This is a genomic window from Acidovorax sp. JMULE5, assembly GCF_013376875.1.
Taxonomy (GTDB): domain Bacteria; phylum Pseudomonadota; class Gammaproteobacteria; order Burkholderiales; family Burkholderiaceae_C; genus Acidovorax; species Acidovorax facilis.
This window is the reverse complement of sequence record NZ_CP035951.1, coordinates 2,683,126-2,702,478: the sequence shown is the minus strand read 5'-3', so window position 1 is coordinate 2,702,478 and position 19,353 is coordinate 2,683,126. Positions and strand designations below refer to the sequence as shown.

At 64.3% G+C, this 19,353-nt stretch carries 18 protein-coding genes and 2 pseudogenes; 11 read left to right on the top strand and 9 right to left on the bottom strand.

The window, feature by feature from the left end:
* Nucleotides 1-6: 6 nt before the first annotated feature.
* Nucleotides 7-699, bottom strand: coding sequence for a Crp/Fnr family transcriptional regulator (locus EXV95_RS12130; protein WP_176887032.1), 693 nt, complete (start codon nucleotides 697-699; stop codon nucleotides 7-9).
* A 130-nt stretch (nucleotides 700-829) separates the two neighbouring features.
* Here EXV95_RS12130 and EXV95_RS12125 point away from each other — a divergent pair, with 130 nt between their 5' ends.
* The 4 genes from EXV95_RS12125 (at nucleotide 830) to EXV95_RS12110 (ending at nucleotide 5,807) form a co-directional block, all read left to right on the top strand.
* Nucleotides 830-1,750: a 3-keto-5-aminohexanoate cleavage protein gene (locus EXV95_RS12125; protein ID WP_176887031.1), complete on the top strand. Its 921-nt coding sequence runs from the start codon at nucleotides 830-832 to the stop codon at nucleotides 1,748-1,750.
* Nucleotides 1,751-1,790: 40 nt separating this feature from the next.
* Nucleotides 1,791-2,783: a Bug family tripartite tricarboxylate transporter substrate binding protein gene (locus EXV95_RS12120; RefSeq protein WP_176887030.1), complete on the top strand. Its 993-nt coding sequence runs from the start codon at nucleotides 1,791-1,793 to the stop codon at nucleotides 2,781-2,783.
* Between the two features lie 11 nt (nucleotides 2,784-2,794).
* A complete protein-coding gene (locus EXV95_RS12115) occupies nucleotides 2,795-3,736 on the top strand; it encodes a 3-hydroxyacyl-CoA dehydrogenase NAD-binding domain-containing protein (protein WP_176887029.1) in 942 nt (313 codons plus the stop codon).
* 271 nt (nucleotides 3,737-4,007) lie between these two features.
* Nucleotides 4,008-5,807, top strand: coding sequence for a feruloyl-CoA synthase (locus EXV95_RS12110; RefSeq protein ID WP_176887028.1), 1,800 nt, complete (start codon nucleotides 4,008-4,010; stop codon nucleotides 5,805-5,807).
* 141 nt (nucleotides 5,808-5,948) lie between these two features.
* Here the strand turns inward: EXV95_RS12110 and EXV95_RS12105 are convergent, their stop codons facing one another.
* The 3 genes from EXV95_RS12105 to EXV95_RS24930 form a co-directional block, all read right to left on the bottom strand.
* Nucleotides 5,949-6,422, bottom strand: a complete 474-nt coding sequence (locus EXV95_RS12105) for an HU family DNA-binding protein (RefSeq protein WP_121421155.1) — start codon at nucleotides 6,420-6,422, stop codon at nucleotides 5,949-5,951.
* A gap of 264 nt (nucleotides 6,423-6,686) precedes the next feature.
* Nucleotides 6,687-6,848: a hypothetical protein gene (locus EXV95_RS12100; protein WP_176887027.1), complete on the bottom strand. Its 162-nt coding sequence runs from the start codon at nucleotides 6,846-6,848 to the stop codon at nucleotides 6,687-6,689.
* Entirely contained in the window at nucleotides 6,820-6,951 is a 132-nt protein-coding gene (locus EXV95_RS24930) for a hypothetical protein (RefSeq protein WP_255354175.1), read from the bottom strand. Before EXV95_RS24930 ends, EXV95_RS12100 begins: the two co-directional genes overlap by 29 nt.
* 181 nt (nucleotides 6,952-7,132) lie before the next feature.
* Here EXV95_RS24930 and EXV95_RS12095 point away from each other — a divergent pair, with 181 nt between their 5' ends.
* On the top strand, nucleotides 7,133-8,143 hold the full coding sequence (locus EXV95_RS12095) for a M14 family zinc carboxypeptidase (protein ID WP_121421154.1): 1,011 nt from the start codon (nucleotides 7,133-7,135) through the stop codon (nucleotides 8,141-8,143).
* Between the two features lie 13 nt (nucleotides 8,144-8,156).
* On the top strand, nucleotides 8,157-8,933 hold the full coding sequence (locus tag EXV95_RS12090) for an alpha/beta fold hydrolase (RefSeq protein WP_255484987.1): 777 nt from the start codon (nucleotides 8,157-8,159) through the stop codon (nucleotides 8,931-8,933).
* A gap of 120 nt (nucleotides 8,934-9,053) precedes the next feature.
* Here EXV95_RS12090 and EXV95_RS12085 read toward each other — a convergent pair whose 3' ends face one another.
* The 3 genes from EXV95_RS12085 to EXV95_RS12075 all read right to left on the bottom strand — a co-directional run bounded on the left by EXV95_RS12085 (nucleotide 9,054) and on the right by EXV95_RS12075 (nucleotide 12,350).
* A complete protein-coding gene (locus EXV95_RS12085; protein WP_255484986.1) occupies nucleotides 9,054-9,710 on the bottom strand; it encodes a GDSL-type esterase/lipase family protein in 657 nt (218 codons plus the stop codon).
* Between the two features lie 107 nt (nucleotides 9,711-9,817).
* Nucleotides 9,818-11,152 (bottom strand): SPOR domain-containing protein, encoded by a 1,335-nt coding sequence (locus EXV95_RS12080; protein WP_176887025.1) that lies wholly within the window; start codon nucleotides 11,150-11,152, stop codon nucleotides 9,818-9,820.
* A 199-nt stretch (nucleotides 11,153-11,351) separates the two neighbouring features.
* The gene (locus EXV95_RS12075) at nucleotides 11,352-12,350 is read right to left on the bottom strand and encodes a YcjF family protein (RefSeq protein WP_176887024.1); all 999 of its coding nucleotides are present in this window, start codon (nucleotides 12,348-12,350) and stop codon (nucleotides 11,352-11,354) included.
* A 285-nt stretch (nucleotides 12,351-12,635) separates the two neighbouring features.
* On the opposite strand from EXV95_RS12075, the pseudogene EXV95_RS12070 reads away from it, so the two are divergent.
* The 4 genes and pseudogenes from EXV95_RS12070 to EXV95_RS25155 form a co-directional block, all read left to right on the top strand.
* Nucleotides 12,636-14,149, top strand: a pseudogene (locus tag EXV95_RS12070) (AMP-binding protein).
* Between the two features lie 412 nt (nucleotides 14,150-14,561).
* Nucleotides 14,562-15,023, top strand: coding sequence for a hypothetical protein (locus EXV95_RS12065; protein WP_176887023.1), 462 nt, complete (start codon nucleotides 14,562-14,564; stop codon nucleotides 15,021-15,023).
* Between the two features lie 117 nt (nucleotides 15,024-15,140).
* Nucleotides 15,141-15,788, top strand: a complete 648-nt coding sequence (locus tag EXV95_RS12060) for a DsbA family oxidoreductase (RefSeq protein ID WP_176887022.1) — start codon at nucleotides 15,141-15,143, stop codon at nucleotides 15,786-15,788.
* A gap of 173 nt (nucleotides 15,789-15,961) precedes the next feature.
* Nucleotides 15,962-16,057, top strand: a pseudogene (locus EXV95_RS25155) (IS200/IS605 family transposase); the annotation flags it as partial.
* A 50-nt stretch (nucleotides 16,058-16,107) separates the two neighbouring features.
* Here EXV95_RS25155 and EXV95_RS12055 read toward each other — a convergent pair.
* Nucleotides 16,108-16,527 carry a LysR substrate-binding domain-containing protein gene (locus EXV95_RS12055; protein ID WP_176887021.1) on the bottom strand — a complete coding sequence of 140 codons (420 nt, stop codon included), beginning with the start codon at nucleotides 16,525-16,527 and terminating at the stop codon, nucleotides 16,108-16,110.
* The gene (locus EXV95_RS12050; protein ID WP_176887020.1) at nucleotides 16,528-16,773 is read right to left on the bottom strand and encodes a hypothetical protein; all 246 of its coding nucleotides are present in this window, start codon (nucleotides 16,771-16,773) and stop codon (nucleotides 16,528-16,530) included.
* Between the two features lie 375 nt (nucleotides 16,774-17,148).
* On the opposite strand from EXV95_RS12050, the gene EXV95_RS12045 reads away from it, so the two are divergent.
* Nucleotides 17,149-19,215, top strand: a complete 2,067-nt coding sequence (locus EXV95_RS12045; protein WP_176887019.1) for an IPTL-CTERM sorting domain-containing protein — start codon at nucleotides 17,149-17,151, stop codon at nucleotides 19,213-19,215.
* Nucleotides 19,216-19,353: the final 138 nt, after the last annotated feature.

Here is a 19,353-nt window from a genome sequence, read left to right as displayed (position 1 = left end):
CGGCCCTTATTCCACTCTGCGGCGCAGTTCTTCCAGGTTCACCACAGTGATACCACCGTACTCGATCTGCAGCACACCCTCGGCTTCCAGGCGCTTGAGTGCAGCGTTGCAGCGCTGGCGCGAGACACCGGACAGATTGGCGATTTCCTCCTGCGATACCTGCAGGTGGGGGTCGCTGCCCGGGTGCAGCCAGGGGTGGAAAAGACCTGCCAGCGCCCGCGCCACCTGGCTGTCCGTGTCCAGCAGATGGTGGGCCGTGAAATTGCCCAGAAACCAGTGCATGCGCTCGTTGATCTGGCGCAGCAGAAAGTGGTCAAAACTGCGCTGGGTGGCGTGCAGCCATTCAAAGGTGTCCACGGGTAAAAGCGCAACCCGGCTGGGGCGCAGCGCAATGATGTCCGCCGTGCGCGGCACGCCACGCAGCAGGGTTCCTTCTCCAAACCAGCTGCCTGCAGAAAGACCGCCGAGGGTCACCGAGCGCCCGTTGTCCGAGGTCACCGTCCACTTGAGCAGTCCTTCAACGGCACCGTACCAGTGCAGGGGGACGTCGCCGCGCCGGCACAGGGCGCTGCCTTGGGCCACTTCGACTTCACGCAGGTCGTCCAGAACGCGTTGCTGTGCGCTCTCGTCCAGCAAGGGAAACCAGGCTGAGTTTTTCAGGAGATCGGCGACCGTCAGCGGCGCCAGTTTGACCAGCATGGTGTGAGGTTCCAGAGTGAAGGAGAAAGGCGTCCTCGTATACCCTGAGTCCAAATGTCATCGCGATGACTGAGTATGCAGACGCTAAAAAAAATAATGGGTGCATTACCATTTTCCATCAGTCCATGTCATGACAAAGCGCAAAGTCATCGTCACCATCGCTCCCACCGGTGGCATGGCCCACAAGTCGCAGAACCCGCACCTGCCCACCCAGCCCGGTGAAATTGCCGACGATGTGCAGCGGTGCTGGAACGCAGGGGCCAGCGTGGTGGCCATCCATGCGCGGCGCCCGGATGACGGCGCCACTTGCAACGCAGATATCTACCGCGACATCAACACCCGCATCCGGGCCAAAGGCTGCGACATCGTCATCAACAACTCTACCGGCGGTGGTGTGCATGGCGACATGGTGCGGCCGCTGTCCGGTGACCGCTGGGAGATCGCCTGGGAAGAGCGCATCAAGGGCATGGATGCGGGGGCCGAGATGTGCACCCTGGATGCCACCACGCTCAATCTGAGCTTTGACGGCCGCGAGATCCTCATGGACACCCCGCTGAGCAAAGGGCGCGAACTGGCACTGGGCATGAAGGCACGCGGCATCAAGCCCGAGTGGGAGGTGTTCAGCCCTACACACATCCTGCAGGATGCCACCACCTTGATCGATGAGGGGCACGACGAGGGCCCGCATTTCATCAACCTCGTGATGAACGTGCACCGCAGCTTCCAGAACGCCATGCCGTATTCGCCGCGCTACCTGCAGATGATGGTGGACTCCCTGCCGCGCAACAGCATCTTTTGCGTGAGTGGCATCGGCCCCTCGCAGCTCGAAGCCAATGTGGCAGCGCTGCTGCTGGGTGGGCATGCCCGCGTGGGGCTGGAGGACAACCTGTATTTCCGCCAGGGCGAACTGGCCACCAATGTGCAGCTGACGGAGCGCATCGTGCGCATCATTCGGGAGCTGGACATGGAGCCCGCCTCGCCAGCAGAGGCCCGCGCCCTCATGGGTCTGCCCCGCGCAGGCGGCGTTCGCCCCGCCTTTGCGATCGATTGAGTTGTTGCGATTTCACCCACCAAGAAAGAGGAGACAGATGATGCAGACACGCCGCCAATTCATGAATCACCTGGGCTATGCAACCGCGCTGGGGGCACTGACTCCCTGGAGCGCGATGGCCCAGACGCTGGAGCAGGTGAAGATTTTCTACGGCTTCCCGGCGGGCAGCGCGGGTGACAGCGTGGCGCGCCGGGTGGGTGAGAAGCTGGCGGCTTCGTCCTATACCCGCAATGCCGCCGTGGTGGAGAACAAGCCTGGTGCCGGCGGGCGCATTGCGCTGGAGGCGCTCAAGGGCGCCCCCACCGATGGCAGCGTGCTCACGCTGTCGCCGTTTTCCTGCACGTCCATCTATCCGCACATCTACAGCAAACTCAGTTACGACCCCACGAAAGACTTCGTGCCGGTGTCGATCGCCGCCGTTATGCACCATGGGCTGGCCGTGGGGCCGCTGGTGCCAGCCTCGGTGAAGAACGTGAAGGACTTCCTGGCCTGGGCCAAGGCGAACCCGGGGCAGGCCAACTACGGCTCGCCAGCGGCGGGCTCCACCCCCCATTTCATCGGTGCGCTGCTGGGGCTGAACAACGGTGTGGACCTCAAGCATGTGCCCTACCGGGGCTCCATTCCCGGTGTGACCGATGTGGTGGGTGGGCAGATTGCCTCGATGGTGACGCCCAGCGGCGACTTCATTCCCAACCACAAGGCGGGCAAGCTGCGGTTGATCGCCACCTCCGGCCAGGCGCGTTCGCCGTTTTCGCCCGAGGTGCCCACCTTTGCGGAGCAGGGCTTCCCCGAGCTGACGACCGAGGAGTGGTTTGGCTTCTACGCACCCGCCAAGACCCCGGCCAGCGTGGTCGCAGCTGCCAACGCAGCCATCAACACGGCGATCAAGGAAAAGTCGGTGATCGACAGCCTGGCTGTGGTGGGCCTGATTGCCAAGGGTTCCACCGCCGCAGAGATGGCCGCATCGCAACAGGCGGAGGCAGATCGCTGGGGGCCTCTGGTCAAGAAGATCGGCTTCACGGCCGAGTCCTGAAGGGCACGGACATGGAGGCTTCCGTGAACAGGGTGGCGGTGGTCGCCACTGGCGTCATTGGTGCAAGCTGGGCTGCGTACTTTCTCGCCCGGGGGCTGAACGTGGATGCCACCGATCCTTCTCCGGGGGCCGAGCAGCGCCTGCACGATGCCGTGGCACAGCACTGGCCGGTGCTCCAGCGGCAAGGGCTTGCGCCGGGCGCCAGCACGGCAAGGCTGCACTTTCATGCTCGGCTGGAGGACGCCGTGGGGCAGGCGGACTTCGTGCAGGAAAACGGGCCGGAGCGGCTGGACTTCAAGGTGGATCTGCTGCGCCGCATAGACGAAGCCGCCCCGTCGCATGCCATCCTGGCTTCCAGCTCTTCAGGGCTGTCTGTTACGGCCATGCAGGCCCAGTGCAAACACCCGGAGCGCGTGGTGCTGGGCCATCCGTTCAACCCCCCGCACATGATCCCGCTGGTGGAGGTGGGAGGAGGCGAAAAGACATCGGCCCAGGCGATCACTACCGCGATGGATTTCTACACCGCCATCGGTAAGCGCCCCATCCATGTTCGGCGCGAAATCAAGGGGCACATTGCCAACCGCCTGCAGGCGGCGCTGTGGCGGGAGGCGTTTCATCTGGTCCACGAGGGGGTTGCCAGTGTGAGCGACATCGACACCGCCATTGCCCATGGCCCGGGGCTGCGCTGGGCGCTGATGGGGCCTTTCATGAACTTGCACCTCTCCGGCGGCGAAGGTGGAATCGCCCATTTGCTCGCGCACCTCGGCGGCCCCATCGAAGACTGGTGGCAGGACCTGGGGGCTCCGCAGATGACGCCAGCGCTGCAAAGCCGTGTCGCTGACGGCGTTACGCAGGCGCTTGGAGGGAGAACCAGTGCGGAGCTGGTGGCTGCACGCGACGCCTTGCTGGTAGACCTTCTGCGTGCCAAGCAAGACGCCCGCGTCCTGGACTGAGAGCGGCTAACAGAACCCTTCTGGCGTTGTTGCCGCGTCTTGCCGTACTACCCGTACTGCCTGCGACGCAGCGCCCGGCCAGAACCGCTTCGCTGAGTTTTGTTCGCCGGTCTGAATCCGCTATTGCACCGTGCGGTCCTGCCGCATGGGTTTATTCGACGGGTTCAACCAAGCGCTTCCAGCAGTGGTGCTGCGCACCGCCGCGCCGCTGGTTAGCGCTGTTTTGCCCATTTTTGTTGCTGCCCCAAGAACACGAGAGATCACCCACACCATGCACCCCGAATTTCTTGGCGATGAAAACCAAATCGCACCGCCCGCCACGGTGTTGGTCCATCAGGACGACGGCTCGTTCGTATTGCGTTCCCCTGTGGCGCTGGGCGCGTATGCGCGCTGCATCGGTGAATGGGTGGAGCAGTGGGCGCGCGAGACACCCCACGCGCTGGCCTTGGCGGAGCGTGACGAGACGGCCGAGCACTGGCGTACCCTGACCTATGGCGAGCTGCGCCAGGCCGTGGGCGCCGTTGCGCAGTCATTCCTGGACCTGAAGCTGCCGGCGGGCCGCCCCATCGCCATTCTTTCCGACAACGCGGTGGACCACGCGGTGCTCATGCTGGCGGCGATGCATGTGGGCATCACGCCCTGTTCTTTGTCGAGCGCCTATGCACGATCCCGTGACCCGGGCCGCCTGCACAGCATGCTTGCGGTGCTGGAGCCTTCGCTGGTTTATGCATCGGACGCCTCGGTCTACGCGCCCGCCCTGGCGGGGTACGCGTCCGATGCCGTCAAGGTCTTCAGTCGCCATGCCGAGGCCGTGCCTGGCGCCTTGCCTTTTGCTCAACTGCTGGCGGGCCTAGAAAGCCCGGCCGTGTCGCAGGCGTTTGAGGCCATCCAGCCCGACGACCCTGCCAAGTACCTGCTGACGTCGGGCTCCACGGGCCATCCCAAGGTGGTCATCAACACCCACCGCATGCTGTGCGCCAACCAGCAGATGATGGCCCAGACCTGGCGGTTCCTGGCTAACGAAAAGCCTGTGCTGGTGGACTGGCTGCCGTGGAGCCACACCTTTGGCGGCAACCACAACCTCAACATGGTGCTGTGCCATGGGGGCGCGCTCTACATCGATGAAGGGCGGCCCGTGCCAGGGCTTATCGAGAAGACGGTGCGCAACCTGCGCGATGTGAAGCCGACGATGCTCTTCAATGTTCCGCGTGGTTTCGACATGCTGTTGCCGTTTCTGGAGGCAGACGCCGCGCTGGCTGCTGAAATCCTCTCGCGCATGCGCCTGGCGTTCTATGCCGCGGCAGCGCTGGCCCCTTCCACCTGGCAGCGGCTGGAGGCCGTGGCAGCACGCGTGCGGCCCGCGTCGCCGCTGTGGCTGACCACGTCCTGGGGCTCCACGGAGACATCGCCCGCAGTGACCAGCGCCCACTGGCGCATGGAGGGCGCTGGCTGTATCGGTGCGCCGTTGCCCGGGCTTGAGCTCAAGCTGGAGCCCAACGGCAGCAAGCTCGAAATGCGGGTCAAGGGTGTATCGGTGTTTCCGGGCTACCGCAATGCCCCCTCCGAGACGGCCGCCGCGTTTGACAGCGATGGCTTCTACCGCATCGGTGACGCGGGATACCTGGTGGACCCTGTGCGGCCGGAGTGTGGCGTGGTCTTCAACGGCCGGGTGGCCGAGGATTTCAAGCTCTCCAGTGGGAGCTGGGTGTCGGTGGGCACGCTGCGGGTGGAACTGGTGTCCGAGTTGGCACCCCTGGTGCAGGACATCGTGCTTACGGGCCACAACCGGGACGAAGTGGGCATGCTGGTGTTTCCCTCTGCCGCCGGTGCAGCGGACCGCCCGCGGCTGGACGACGCCCTGCGCGGTGTCATGCAGGCCCGCCGCACTGCTGGCGCGGGTTCATCGCAGTGCCCTGCGCGTGCACTGGTGATGGCGACGCCGCCCGACCCCGATGCTGGAGAAATCACCGACAAGGGCTACATCAACCAGGGCGCTGTGCTCTCGCGCCGTGCTGCACAGGTCGAGCTGCTGCATGCCAGGCCTGCTGCCCCCAACGTGATCTCAATCTGACGGGGTGCCGTGGCAGCGCCTTCTGCGGTTTTTCGAGTCCACCCGTAAAAAAGGACCCGCTGCCTTGGGCAACAGGTCCTTTTTTTTGCGGAGAAGGAATGATGGGGCATCACCCCGTCACGCCCTTCGCAGCGGCTGAGATCAGACCGTGGCGTCCTTGAGCTTCTTCAGCGCGCGGGTCTTGATCTTCACGGCTGCAGGCTTGGCGGGGAACCAGCGCTCTTCACCGGTGAAGGGGTCTTTGCCGAAGCGCTTCTTCTTGGCGGGGATTTGCTGCAGGCCGATTTTCATGAGGCCGGGCAGCGTGAATTCGCCGGAGCCCTTCTTGTGCACCGAACCCAGGATGGTGGCTTCGAGTGCGGCCAGCACGGCCTTGGTGGCCTTGGGTTCCACACCAGCCTGCTCGGCCAGGTGGGCGATCAGCGTGGTCTTGTTGAAGGCGGTCTTGATCGGCTTGATGCCTGCAGCCACAGGCTTGGCCACTGGTGCGGCGGCCTTCTTCGCTGCGGGGGCTGCAGCCTTCTTGGCGGCAGGTGCCGCCTTCTTTGCAGCAGCAGGTGCTGCCGCCTTGACGGCCTTCTTCGCGGGCGCTGGAGTCTTTTTTGCAGTTGCCATGATGGTGATTCTTCTTTGTTCAGAGTTGCAATATGCCTCCCCCCAATGAAGGGAAGGTGCGCAATTTTAGGTGCGACTGCGGCATACCGTGCAAAAACGAAGACCCGCCAGCATTAGAGGCTTCTGAGAAGGGCTCTAGAAAGACGCTGCGAGTGAGGGGCCGTGCGCAGTTGGCGTCTGCTGAAGGCCGTGTGTGCTGCGTGTGATCACGCGCTCGCATACATGCATACGTGCATGCACGCATGTGTCCGTCGTGCTGCTGCGTCAGCGGTGCGCAGGGGTCTCGTGGCGTTGGCGCCACTGGTGGTAGCGCTGGCGCTGCAGCGCCAGCAACTCCACCAGACCCCAGGCCAGCGCACAACCGAGGGTGCCGCACAGCAGGGCGATGCGGTGCACCTCAGTCCTGCGCTGCGGCTGCGTCTTCATAGTGGGTCCATCCGTCGGGGCTGGGCAAATCGAAGCTGGGCCAGCCCGGGGCATCGAAGAGTTCATCCAGCAGCCGCTGCAGTCCGAGCAATCTCCAGAGCATGATCATGTGCCTCTTCGAAGGGTTGTGTCTGCGGGCAAGTTAACGCGCTTGTGTGACAGTTCCGAGTCGTTTCGCCGAATTCACACAGATGCGTCATGGCGCTGTTGGTGCGTGCGGGCCGGGGCTATGCTTGCTGCCTATCGCCTTGCTGCACGGCCCCACGCCGCCATCGCCATCCACCATGAACACTCTGCCCGAGTTGCTGGCGCTCGAAAAAATCATCGAGCTGGGGGCACCCCATCTGCAGGTGCAGGTGGTTCGGCAGGTGCAGCTGGCGTCGGGCCACAGCTTTCCGATCCATGCCATCGGCGTGGGCAACCCGTCGCTGGACGTGCCTGCCATCGGCTTTTTCGGAGGCGTGCATGGGCTGGAGCGCATCGGCGCCGAGGTGGTCATCGCCTACTTGCAGAACGTGGTCATGCGGCTGCAGTGGGACACCACGCTGCACCGCCAGCTGGAGCAGATGCGCCTGGTTTTCATGCCCGTGGTCAACCCGGGTGGCATGTGGGCCGCCACACGCGCCAATCCGCGCGGGGTGGACCTTATGCGCAATGCACCGGTCGATGCCACGGACCGCGTGCCGCCCTGGATCGGCGGGCAACGCATCAGCGCGGGGCTGCCTTGGTACCGGGGGCGCGCGGGCGATGCCATGGAGGCCGAAAGCCAGGCGCTGTGCGAGGTGGTGGCCCAAGAGTTGCTGGCGCGGCCGTTCAGCATGGCCATCGACTGCCATTCGGGGTTTGGCGTGCGTGACCGCCTGTGGTTTCCGTTTGCCCACACGCGCAAGCCCATTGCGCACCTGGCCGAGTTGCATGCGCTGCAGGAGATCTTTCTGCAGGCCCACAGCCACCACCAGTACGTCATCGAGCCGCAAAGCGCCCAGTACCTGGCGCACGGCGACCTGTGGGACCACCTGTACCTGCAGGCCTGCCGCGAGGCGCCCACACACACCTTCCTGCCGCTCACGCTGGAGATGGGGTCGTGGCTGTGGATCAAGAAGAACCCGCGCCAGCTGTTCTCGCGCAACGGCATCTTCAACCCACTCATCAACCACCGCCAGCAGCGGGTGCTGCGGCGCCATCTGTCACTGCTCGATTTTCTGGCCCGCGCGGCCTGTAGCCACGAGCGCTGGGTGCCAGCCCCCGAAGCGCGGGCGCAGCGCAGGGCGGATGCCCTGGCCGCGTGGTACTGAAGAGGTGCCCACCATGCACCATCCGTGGATTCTGCTCAGGGGCCTCACGCGCGAGTCCGCGCACTGGGGGGCGTTTGCCGACGCGTTCAGGCACGCCCTGCCGGGTGCCCGCGTTGTGGCGCAAGACCTGCCGGGCAATGGCCTGCTGCACCGGGCCGTGTCGCCCGCCACGGTGCGGGGCATGGTAGATAGCTGCCGCGCCGAGCTGGCCGCGCAGGGTGTGCGGCCACCGTTTCGGGTGCTGGCCATGTCGCTGGGCGCCATGGTGGCGGTCGAGTGGGCGCGGGTGGCGCCTGAGGAGCTGGTGGGCTGTGTGTTGATCAACACCAGCCTGCGGCCCTTCAGCCCCTTCTACCAACGGCTGCGGCCAGCCAGTTATCTGCAGGTGCTGCGCTGCGCCGCGCCCTGGAGCAGCCCGCTCACCATCGAAAACACCGTGCTGCGAATGACCAGCAACCTTGCCCACGCCAGGGGGGCGGTGGTAGGCGATTGGGTGGCCCTGCGCAGGCAGCGACCGGTGTCGGCATCCAACGCCCTGCGCCAGCTGCTGGCTGCAGCGCGCTACACGGCACCTGTTGCAGCGCCCCTGGTGCCGGTCTCGGAAAGCCCCCGCATCCTGCTGTTGGCCAGCCAGAACGACAGGCTGGTGTCTTGCCAGTGTTCGCAGGCCATCGCACGGGCGTGGGGGGTGCCGCTGCAGATGCACCCGTTGGCCGGACATGACCTGCCGCTGGATGACGCGCAGTGGGTTATTGGGCAGGTGCGGCCCTGGATGGAGGGCTCGCTGTGAGAGGGCGCATATCCAGCACTGGCGTTCACTCCCCCAGACCGGCAAGCCCGCCCTGGGCCACCAGTTCGCGGTACCACTCCTCGTAGCCAGCGCTGCTGGGGTGCAGCCCGTCGGCGGCGTTCAGTGCCTTGCTACGGGCCACGAACGGGTCTTCATGGCGTGCTTGAGCAGGCGCACATAACGCGCCTCGCGCGTGGCTGCGACGTCTTTGACGATGGCGTGCAGGTCCTCAGAGCGGTGCGACATCACCCACGAAACCGGGGGGATGAAAAACGGCGCATGCCCCACGTTGCCACACGGCATCAGCACCACGTGCTGGCCCTTTTGTTGTGCAAGGGTTACCACCTGCTCGATCTGGGGGCGCAGGGTGTCCAGCGCGGTCAACCGGATCACGTCGTTGCCACCCGCGAGCACCAGCACCAGGTCGTAGCCCGCAGACGCCCGCTCCAGCTGGGCGGCCACGTCGGCGTAGCGTGCACCGTTGGCGGCCAGGTTGTCGATGTGCCACTTCGGGTGGTCCTGGCCAATGCGCCCGGGCAGGCTGTCGAGCGGGGCATTGGCCCCCGTGCCCACGGCCGTGCTGTCGCCCACCACCAGAACCCGCCGCACGGGTTGATCCGGTTGCGCAGTGTAGGGCTGGGCCTCGCGGGCCAGGTCTGCGGCGGTCCACATGCGCCAGGGCGCGCAGGCGGTGAGCAAGAGTGCGCCTGTGGCAATGGCCACCAGGGTCACCATGCGGCGCGAGGATGCGGGGCGGGTACTGACGGCGTGTTTCATGGGCTGGAGCAAGAGTAGGACCTTGCTGCAGCCTACCGGCGGGCAGGGGCCGGATGCGTCGGTGGCGGGCAACGGAGCGAGTAGGACGGACGCGCCGCTGCTGTCGGCTACTGCTTGAAAACCACAGCTTCCAGCGCCATAGCCCGGATCGACGCGGCTGCAGCCTCTGCCTTCGCCCGGCTTTCATAGGGCCCCACGCGCACGCGGATGCGGCGGCCCTTGGCGTTGTTCAGCTCCTGGCGAAAGGCGGGTAGCCCTTCGTTGAGCAAGCGAGCCTGGGCCTTGCGGGCGTTGGCCTCATCGGCAAACAGGCCCACGTTGATGTAGTAGCCCGCCGCCGTGCCCACGGTGGGGAGAGGGGCTGAGGATGCTGGCGCAGCGGCCGAAGCGGGGGCTTTGGGCGTTTTTGCCTTGGCTGCAGAGGCCGCGCGGCTGGCGGGCTCGGCGGGGGGCGTTGTCTTTGCAGAGGGCTTGGGGGCTGCCGTGGCGGGCGCTGAAGAGGGCGATTTGGACACCGTGGAGGCTGCAGAGGTCGCAGCCGGAGCGGGGCGGTTGGCCTCAGAGGATCGCGCTGGCGTGCTGGCTGTTGCTGCGGCCTTTGGCGCTGGGATTGCCGGGGCCGCAGACTTGGCGGTGGGCGGGGCCGCTGCCGGTTTCGCTGGGTCAGGAGCCGAGGCGGTGGTGGCGGGAAGGGCGGGGATAGGGGGCTCTTGCGCAGGAACCGGAACAGGTACGGGTGCTGGTGCCGGTGCTGGTGAAGGCGCAGCCGTAATGGCAGCGGCTGGTGCAGAAGCCGCTGCGCTGGGCCGGGACGCCGCCGCCGTGGCTTGCGCCACCGTTACGGCGGGCTCCAGGGCCAGCGGCTTGGTGTCTGAAGGGGCCCATACCAGGTATGCCAGCGCGGCTGCGGCCACCAGCACCAGGTTGGCCAGCACCAGTGCCTGCAGCCGCTTGCGTGAGCTGGCCTGCCTCTCCAGCAGCACACAGGCCTCGGGCAGCGTGCGTGAGGCCGCCAGCGCGCGGGCCACCCGTTTGCGGATGTCGGCATACAGGATGGCGTTGCCATACAGGCCCGGCACCGCAAAGGCCAGCATCGCAAAAGCGCCCAGCACGCCCAATTCCACGCCCGGCGGCCATTGCAGGAAGGTCCGGCCGATGCCATACACGATAAGCGCCAGCCCTTCGGCCGCCGCCAGGTAGACCAGCGCGGGGGTCCACAACTGCCGGAACAGCATCCAGTTGAGGGTGGCAAGGCAGGCCGCCCAGTTCCAGGTGGTGGTGGTGCGGCCCGTGTTGTCAAAGCGCTCGAAAACGGCCATGTAGTAGGCCGTGTTCACTGGCCCCAGTGCCAGCCGGGACAGCGCCGTCATGGCATTGTCGGACGGTGAGTCGAGCGACATGGCCGGGATGATGGAGGCGACAGGGTCCGTGTGGTCGAGCATGGGCCGATTCTGTCATGGGCCGATGTTTGCGCCACCTGGTTTGCGCGCGGGTCAGCGCGGGCGCAACGCTCTGGCCTGATTTCGTCTGGCCCACGCGGGCCCCATCACTGGATTTTGATTAAAAATGGCCTCTGGCGCTTATCTGTTAAGCGCTGGTAGCTATTAATAATATAGCGTTTTCCGTAGTGGCTGTGGCGTGTCAGGCACCGCGCACCATCGCCATGATCTTGCCCGCGTCCAGCGTGGCGGCCTTTTGCTGGATCTGCGGCAGGTACTGCGACTGCATCTGCTTGGCGGGGCCCAGAAGGTTCTGGAAGGTGTCGCGCAGCATGGCCGTGCTCATGACCCGGCCCCCGGCGTAGTAGCGCTTGGCCACCTGTCCCAGCGCGTAGGTGGTGGCAAACGAAAACGCCATGCCCGTGGCGGCGCTGCCCAGTCCGCCGATGGTCCGGCCCGCCGCCTTGCCCAGCAGGCCGCCCAGCAGCTTGCGGCCAAACTGCTCCAGGTACTGGGACGTCATGCCCACGCCCGCAGCGGCGATGAACTCCTTGATGTGGCCCTGGTCCAGCTCCACGCCGTGCGCCTTGCCAATGCCGTACACCATCTTCACCTGCATGGGGATGATGGCCATTGACGCCCAGGACTGCGGCAGCAACTCCAGCGCACCGTTGAGCAGCGCGTAGTTGAGGATGGATTTGTCCAGCTCGGCATCCGAAGCACTGCTGGGGGCTGCGGCGGCTGTTGCCGTTGCGGCGGCTGTTGCCACTGGGACCGCGATGGGCGCGGACACAGGCACGGATAAAGGCACGGCCTTTTCCGCCACATCCACGATTGCATCGGCTTCCCGGTCAAACGCGTCGGTCTGCGGTGCGCCCAGCTGCAGCGCCGCCTTCAGGCCGTTCAGAAACTCGCGTTCTGCCGCCGTCTGGCGGCCATCCACGTCGCACACACACACGGCCATTTCGTAGGCCAGCTGGCGGTGCATGGGGTCGCTTAGGGCCTGCACCGCCGCCTGCACGCTGGTGCGCCGCAGCAGCACTTCCTGGTAGATGCGTGGAAGGTCCGCCATGCCTGCGTCGCCCGCGAGCGACTGGGCAATGCGGCGGATCTCTTCGCGCTCGGCGTCGTCCTTGTTGCCGTCCGCAAACGCGGCCAGGAGGGCGATGGTGAGAATGGATTTTTGCTGGTCCAGGTTCATGGGGTGTTGCCTGCAAGGCGTTGGGTAAAAACGGTGGGGCGCTTGCCTGGGTGGGCTGGCCGCGCGCATGGGATCAGATGCAGTCTAGGCAACGGAGTTTCAACGCCACAGCCCGTGGGGAATTGGGCGCGCGTGGTAACCGGGTGTTTCGGGGGCGGGCCGGGTTATCCCTTGGGTATTTTGGCGACTGTGCGCCAGCGCCTGGCGTGCCTACAGTGCCTGCAGGCCTCCACGGCTGTGGAGGCGGCTGACCCTGAAAAATCCCGTTGTTGTGGAGTGCACACTATGAACATTGCCCACCTGCTGCGCCGCAGTGCTTTGCTGCATGCCCACCAGCCCGCTGTACTACAGGGGGTGACGTGCTGTGGTCCTACGGCGACCTGGGCGCACGCGCTGCCGCCTTGGCCGCCTATCTGCACACGCAATGCGGCGTGGCCCCCGGGGACCGAGTGGCCATCTATGCCGCCAATGCGCCCGAGTACCTGGAGGCCCTGCACGCCATCGTGTGGGCCGGGGCCGTGTCGGTGCCGGTCAACTACAAGCTGCATGCCAAAGAATTGGCCTACGTGCTGGCCGACTCCGGCGCGCGTGTGGTGCTGGTATCGCAGGCGTTGGCCCCAGCCGCGCGCGAGGCAGGGGCGGCGGATGCTGGTCTGCTGGTGTTTGGCTCCGAAGCGTACCGCGCCGCTGTCACGCACGCGCCCATGGACGTTTGTGATCGCGCACCCGAGGATGTCGCCTCACTGTTCTACACCTCCGGCACCACTGGCCGCCCGAAGGGGGTGATGCAGACCCACCGCAATCTGCTGGCCATGACGGCCTGCTACTTCACCGACGTGGACGATGTGCTGCCCGGCGACGCCATGGTCTACGCCGCGCCCATGTCGCACGGCGCTGGCCTCTACAACTACGCCCAGGTGTTGCGCGGCGGGCGGCATGTGGTTCCGCTGTCGGGTGGCTTTGAGCCTGCGGAGCTGGTGCAGCTTGCGGCCAGCGTGGGCCAGCTCACTCTGTTTGCCGCGCCCACCATGGTGCACCGCCTGGTGGAGCATGTGCGTGCCACGGGTGCCGATGTGTCGGGCTTCAAGACCATCGTCTACGGCGGCGGCCCCATGTATGCCGACGACCTGCGCAACGCCCTGGCCGTGATCGGCAACCGCTTCGTGCAGATCTACGGCCAGGGCGAAAGCCCCATGACGATCACGGCCCTGTCGCGCGCCCAACTGGCCGACCGCAACCACCCGCGCTGGGCCGAGCGCATGGTATCGGTCGGCGTGGCGCAGTCGCTGGTGCAGGTGCGTGTGGTGGATGCTGCAGGCCAGCCGATGCCCACAGGCGAGACCGGGGAGGTGGTGGTGCGCGGCGACACCGTCATGCCCGGCTACTGGAACAACCCCGAAGCCACGGCGCAGACGCTGCGCGATGGCTGGCTCTACACCGGCGACATGGGCGCGCTGGATGCCGATGGTTTCCTCACGCTCAAGGACCGCTCCAAGGACGTGATCATCTCCGGCGGCAGCAACATCTACCCGCGCGAAGTGGAAGAGGTGCTGCTGCTCCACCCCCAGGTCCGCGAGGTGGCCGTGGTGGGGCAGCGGGATGTGGAATGGGGCGAGGTGGTAGTGGCTTACCTCGTTGCGGGCGAGGGCGGGGTGGTGGCGGATGCGGAGCTGGATGCGCTGTGCCTGGAACACATTGCGCGGTTCAAACGGCCCAAGGAATACCGGTGGGTGGAGGCGCTGCCGAAGAACAGTTATGGGAAGGTGTTGAAGACTGAGTTGCGAGCGGGAGGCGGCTAACACTCGCTGTTGCCAGTCTTCCGCGCCTACGGTTTCTGTTGTTGGCGCGAGGCATCTTGGTGCACCGACCTATCTGGAGCTTTGACGAAATTGTCCAGTAGCGGCTTCGGCACAGCATTTGCGCCTCAGCTGGGTCGAAAGCTATCCTTGAGCGATGGCAAAACGACCTCCTTTGGGCAAGTGCGTGCACTGTTTGGCTGAAAACGTGCCGCGCACTTGGGACCATATATTCCCACGCTCTTGGTATCCCGATACCACACCAGCGAACCTACATAAGTGGCAGGCTCCCGCTTGCTTCGCGTGCAATAACCGTCTTGGCCGAATTGAGCAGGAACTACTACGTGGTCTGGCCATGTGCCTTGACCCGAGAAACCCGGCTTCAGCGAGCGTCACGCAATCTGTCTTTCGCAGCATGAGAGCTACCGCCACACAAGATCCCTCTGAAAAAATCACGAGGGACAAAGTTGCTCGAAACTTCGTTGCAGGCCTCATGCAGGGAGACGAAATTCCGCAGGGCGTTGCGGAGGTAAACCACACCGCGATTGAATATGGCATCAAGAGTGGCCGCGTCGCCGTTACTGTTCTTGCAGAGAACGTACATGCTTGGCTTGAAAAGACAGTGCGTGGCATGTTGTATCTGCATAGTCAGCGCTTCGTAGAGGATTCTCACGCAGTTGAATTTATGCCGTTCCTCAACCCGGCAGCGCTGGATGAATTTGAGTCAGCGATGGCTGGTCTTGGAGTCGTTTATGTCAATGGTCCTGGTGTCGCTGTTCGCATGGGGGTGGCGGAAGACGGGATATCCTCAGTTTTCGTCATCCGGCTTTGGGAGCAAATCTATATGGGCGCTGCTGTTATGCCTAAACTTGGTTAGAGCGGTGGCCGCGTCTTTGGAGAGAAATCACCTGCTTTCTATGGCAGTAAACCCGCCACCCCCACGGTTAAACCACCCCGCCTACCATCCCCATCTTTGATAGCCAGAACTCCTCCCATGCCCACCACCCTCAAAATCGATTTCGTCTCCGATGTCTCCTGCCCCTGGTGCATCATCGGCCTCAAGGCGCTGGAGCAGGCGGCGGACCGGCTTCAAGGGGAGGTGGCGCTGGACATGCACTTTCAGCCGTTCGAGCTGAACCCGCAGATGGCGCCCGAAGGCCAGGACATTGGCGAGCACCTGCAAGAAAAATACGGCGCCACGCCCGAGCAGAGCCAGAAGAACCGCGATGCCATTGCGGCGCGCGGGGCGGAGCTGGGCTTTACCTTCAGTATGGACAAGCGCAGCCGCATCTACAACACCTTTGACGCGCACCGGCTGCTGCACTGGGCCGAAGAAAAGGGCATGCAGCCCGCGCTGAAGAAGGCGCTGTTCAAGGCGTATTTCACCGACGGCCAGAACCCGAGCGACCATGAGGTACTGGTGCGTGTGGCGGGCGAGGTGGGGCTGGATGTGGCCGAAGCGAGTGCGCTGCTGGCCTCAGACCGCTACGCCGACGAGGTGCGCGAGCGCGAGCAGTTCTATCTGCAAAACGGTATCCACTCGGTGCCCGCCATCATCATTAACGAGCGCCACCTGATTCAGGGTGGTCAGCCGGTGGCGGTGTTTGAGCAGGCGCTGCGGCAAATTGCGACGCAGGCTTGATGAGGCTCTAAAAATGGTAGCGTCTATCGCAGATAGATAAAGGGCTGACTCACTAGTCCAAGCACTTGCCTGGTGGCAGCCCCGGCTCCGTTGCGGCTCACAAAACTCAGCGAAGCGGCTCTGGCTCGGCGTTCCGCCGCAGGCAGGAGGCGAGATACATCCAGCGCAAGGGCGATAGCCATCTGGTCAGGGTGTACGTAAAGCGAAGAAGGAACTTCGAAGGCCAGCACTTCAGCGCACGAGGGTACTTTGCCTCGATGGCTGGACGGGGGAAGTGCTCTGCATTCACATGAGACATCAAAGCGAGGAGGCGCCGAGGTTAGCCCTTGCAGGCCTCCCAGGGGAAAACTGCGAGCAGGTCCTGCGGCGGCGCGGGCAGTACGCCGCCTGCAATGTTTGCAAGCTCGAACTGCCGCAAGCATAGGTTCACAAACGCGCGCACCTTGGGCGTGGGGTAGCGACTACTCGGGCACACCGCATAGACCGATACCGGCGCCGGTCGCCACTCAGGCAGCACACGCACGAGCCTGCCTGCCGACACCAGTTCCGCCGCCGCGGGCAGCGGCAGTTGGCCTATGCCCAGGCCCTTGAGCATGGCGTCGCGAACACCAATGCCCGCATTGACGAGGACGCGCGCCGGATGGTGGATTTGCCATAGTTTGTTGGGCCCGCCCGTGTACCGGATCAACGTTGCGGGCCAGGTCTTGGGGTTGCTGCGGCAGCCCTTCGCGCTGCGCAACTAGGCAGCTGCAAACAGGCCGTTTTCGATTTGCCCCAGGAGGCGCGACTCCTGGAGCAGCCCTGCGCGTACCCCCACGTCAAAGCCCTCATGCACCAGATTCAGCTCGCGCGAGGTGTATTCGACTTCGACGCGCGTGTGCGGGTAGCGCAGCAGATAGGCCTCGATCCAGGCGCCTATGGCCGCCAGGTCACGTTTTGTATTTATGCCTGCTCCACCCCCTGATGCATGGCAGCAAAGTGCCAAGCTGCGATGGCGCAGAGGGCTTCATGCTGTGGAGCAACGTCCGCTTGGTCCGTTTGCCTGTTGTGCCTATGTGCGCCGCGCGAGCCGACTGCCCCGTTATTTCTTGACAATGGCACTAGGGCTGTTGAACGATAGCTTCTTATGATAAAAAGATTTAACCTCTGGTCTGTTTTGGTGCCAATGCTGGTGGTCAGACTGGAGCATGCTGCGATGTGTGCCCCATACAAAACACCTTGGGCCAACTTGTACCGCAGTGTCTGGGTGCGATTCTGGGGTGTCCTGCTCGCATCTGTGCTGGCCACGGGTCCCGCCCTTGCCGCAGGGACGTCGTCCTTGGCTACGCTGTACGACTCGAACAATTCGAACAGAGGGATCATGTTCGATATCGATGCCGCCAATACAGTGACGCTGACGGGGCTAGACGCGAACATCTCTGGATCTGGCACTTTCGAGCTGTACTACCGCGTTGGTGGTTATGCGGGGCATGAGAACAACCCTGGTGACTGGACGCTGCTGGCGACATCGGCCAGTGTGACGTCGCTCGGTTTGAACCTGCCTACGCCCGTCCCGATGCCACTGGCAGTTGTGCTTTCTGCGGGGACGCGGTATGGCTTTTATTTAACCGAAAACACCGGTGCAGGTTCTGGTGCGGTGCGTTACACCAACGGCACCAATGCCGCTCTGGCAAACGATGCCAATCTCACCGTGTACTCAGGCGTCGGCAAACAATATCCATTCGCCTCTACCAACCCCGACAGAAGGTTCAACGGCACGATTCACTATGCCCTGGGTATCGTGTCCGTTGCAGACCTGAGCATTACCAAAACCGACGGTGTCACGACCGTGAACCCTGGCGGGGGCGTGACCTACACCATCACCGCCAGCAATGCGGGACCGAGTGATGCGCCTGGCACGGTGGTGTCCGACACCTTGCCAGTAGCACTGACCGGTGCCACATGGACTTGTGTGGGAGCGGGTGGTGGCACCTGCACTGCATCGGGCAGCGGCAGCATCAACGACACGGTGAGCCTGCCTGCGGGTGCCTCGGTCACGTACACCCTGAGCGCGGTGGTCAGTGCGGCGGCCAGCGGCACGCTGAGCAACACGGCGACCGTTACCGAGGATGTCAGCGTCGTTGACCCCACATCCGGCAACAACTCCGCCACCGACAGCGACAGCATCACGCCGCGCGCGGACCTGAGCATTACCAAAACCGACGGTGCCACTACCGTGAACCCTGGCGGGGGCGTGACCTACACCATCACCGCCAGCAATGCTGGCCCCAACGATGCGCCCGGCACGGTAGTGGCCGATGCCCTTCCTGCAGCACTGACCAGTGCTACATGGACTTGTGTGGGGGCGGGTGGTGGCACCTGCACTGCATCGGGCAGCGGCAGCATCAACGACACGGTGAACCTGCCCGCGGGTGCCTCGGTCACGTACACCCTGAGCGCGGTGGTCAGTGCGTCGGCCAGCGGCACGCTGGGCAACACAGCCACGGTGACAGCTGCGGGAGGGATTGTGGACCCTACGCCTGGCAACAACTCGGCCACAGACAGCGACAGCATCACGCCGCGCGCAGACCTGAGCATTACCAAAACCGACGGTGTCACGACCGTGAACCCTGGCGGGGGCGTGACCTACACCATCACCGCCAGCAACGCGGGACCGAGTGATGCGCCCGGCACGGTAGTGGCCGATGTCCTTCCGGCAGCGCTGACCAGTGCCACATGGACTTGTGTGGGGGCTGGTGGCGGCACCTGCACTGCATCGGGCAGCGGCAGCATCAATGACACGGTGAACCTGCCTGCGGGTGCCACGGTCACGTACACCCTGAGCGCGGTGGTCAGTGCGTCGGCCAGCGGCACGCTGAGTAACACAGCCACTGTGACAACTGCGGGGGGTGTTGTTGACCTAGCACCTGGCAACAACTCCGCCACCGACAGCGACACCATCGCGCCGGCAACGTGTTTGCGGTCGAACATTCCGACGCTCGTCAGCGGCGTGACTGCCACGCTGTCGGCTACGGGTTGTAGTGCCGTTGACAGTGCAACATTTGTTCAACCAGCCCCTGGTGCACCGACGAATACGACGTTCCCCTACGGCCTGTTCGACTTCACGTTGAGTGGCAGTGCCAGTACCGTGACAGTAACGGTGACCTACTCACAGAATCTGCCCAGCGCAGCGACCTTCTACAAAGTCAATGGGGCAGCGTATTCGAGCTATCCGGCCAGCGTAGGTGTGAATAGTGTGACTTTCACTCTGACGGACAACGATGCCTGGGATGGTAATAGTGCGCCTGGCGTCATTCGAGACCCCAGCGGGTTGGGCTTTGCCAGTAGCCCGACAAGTATCCCCACCTTGTCCGAGTGGGGCACGATCCTGTTGTCATGCCTGATGGCTGTTGCGGTGTTCGTTGCCATGCGTCGGCGTTCCACCTGATGGTCTGGCCATCAAGCGCCAACAGCCCTTGACGGCGGGTTTTGGGGTTGGTGGTTCATGAAAACTGCGTCGATGATGAAGATATCGGCAGCTTCTTTTGGGGACGCTACTGTCTTCATCTTTGGCATGGGGGCTACC

Coding starts and splice junctions, on each gene's coding strand:
- EXV95_RS12130 (WP_176887032.1), bottom strand. CDS start 699: ATGCTGGTCAAACTGGCGCCGCTGACGGTCGCCGATCTCCTGAAAAAC.
- EXV95_RS12125 (WP_176887031.1), top strand. CDS start 830: ATGACAAAGCGCAAAGTCATCGTCACCATCGCTCCCACCGGTGGCATG.
- EXV95_RS12120 (WP_176887030.1), top strand. CDS start 1,791: ATGCAGACACGCCGCCAATTCATGAATCACCTGGGCTATGCAACCGCG.
- EXV95_RS12115 (WP_176887029.1), top strand. CDS start 2,795: ATGGAGGCTTCCGTGAACAGGGTGGCGGTGGTCGCCACTGGCGTCATT.
- EXV95_RS12110 (WP_176887028.1), top strand. CDS start 4,008: ATGCACCCCGAATTTCTTGGCGATGAAAACCAAATCGCACCGCCCGCC.
- EXV95_RS12105 (WP_121421155.1), bottom strand. CDS start 6,422: ATGGCAACTGCAAAAAAGACTCCAGCGCCCGCGAAGAAGGCCGTCAAG.
- EXV95_RS12100 (WP_176887027.1), bottom strand. CDS start 6,848: ATGAAGACGCAGCCGCAGCGCAGGACTGAGGTGCACCGCATCGCCCTG.
- EXV95_RS24930 (WP_255354175.1), bottom strand. CDS start 6,951: ATGCTCTGGAGATTGCTCGGACTGCAGCGGCTGCTGGATGAACTCTTC.
- EXV95_RS12095 (WP_121421154.1), top strand. CDS start 7,133: ATGAACACTCTGCCCGAGTTGCTGGCGCTCGAAAAAATCATCGAGCTG.
- EXV95_RS12090 (WP_255484987.1), top strand. CDS start 8,157: ATGCACCATCCGTGGATTCTGCTCAGGGGCCTCACGCGCGAGTCCGCG.
- EXV95_RS12085 (WP_255484986.1), bottom strand. CDS start 9,710: ATGAAACACGCCGTCAGTACCCGCCCCGCATCCTCGCGCCGCATGGTG.
- EXV95_RS12080 (WP_176887025.1), bottom strand. CDS start 11,152: ATGCTCGACCACACGGACCCTGTCGCCTCCATCATCCCGGCCATGTCG.
- EXV95_RS12075 (WP_176887024.1), bottom strand. CDS start 12,350: ATGAACCTGGACCAGCAAAAATCCATTCTCACCATCGCCCTCCTGGCC.
- EXV95_RS12065 (WP_176887023.1), top strand. CDS start 14,562: ATGAGAGCTACCGCCACACAAGATCCCTCTGAAAAAATCACGAGGGAC.
- EXV95_RS12060 (WP_176887022.1), top strand. CDS start 15,141: ATGCCCACCACCCTCAAAATCGATTTCGTCTCCGATGTCTCCTGCCCC.
- EXV95_RS12045 (WP_176887019.1), top strand. CDS start 17,149: ATGTTCGATATCGATGCCGCCAATACAGTGACGCTGACGGGGCTAGAC.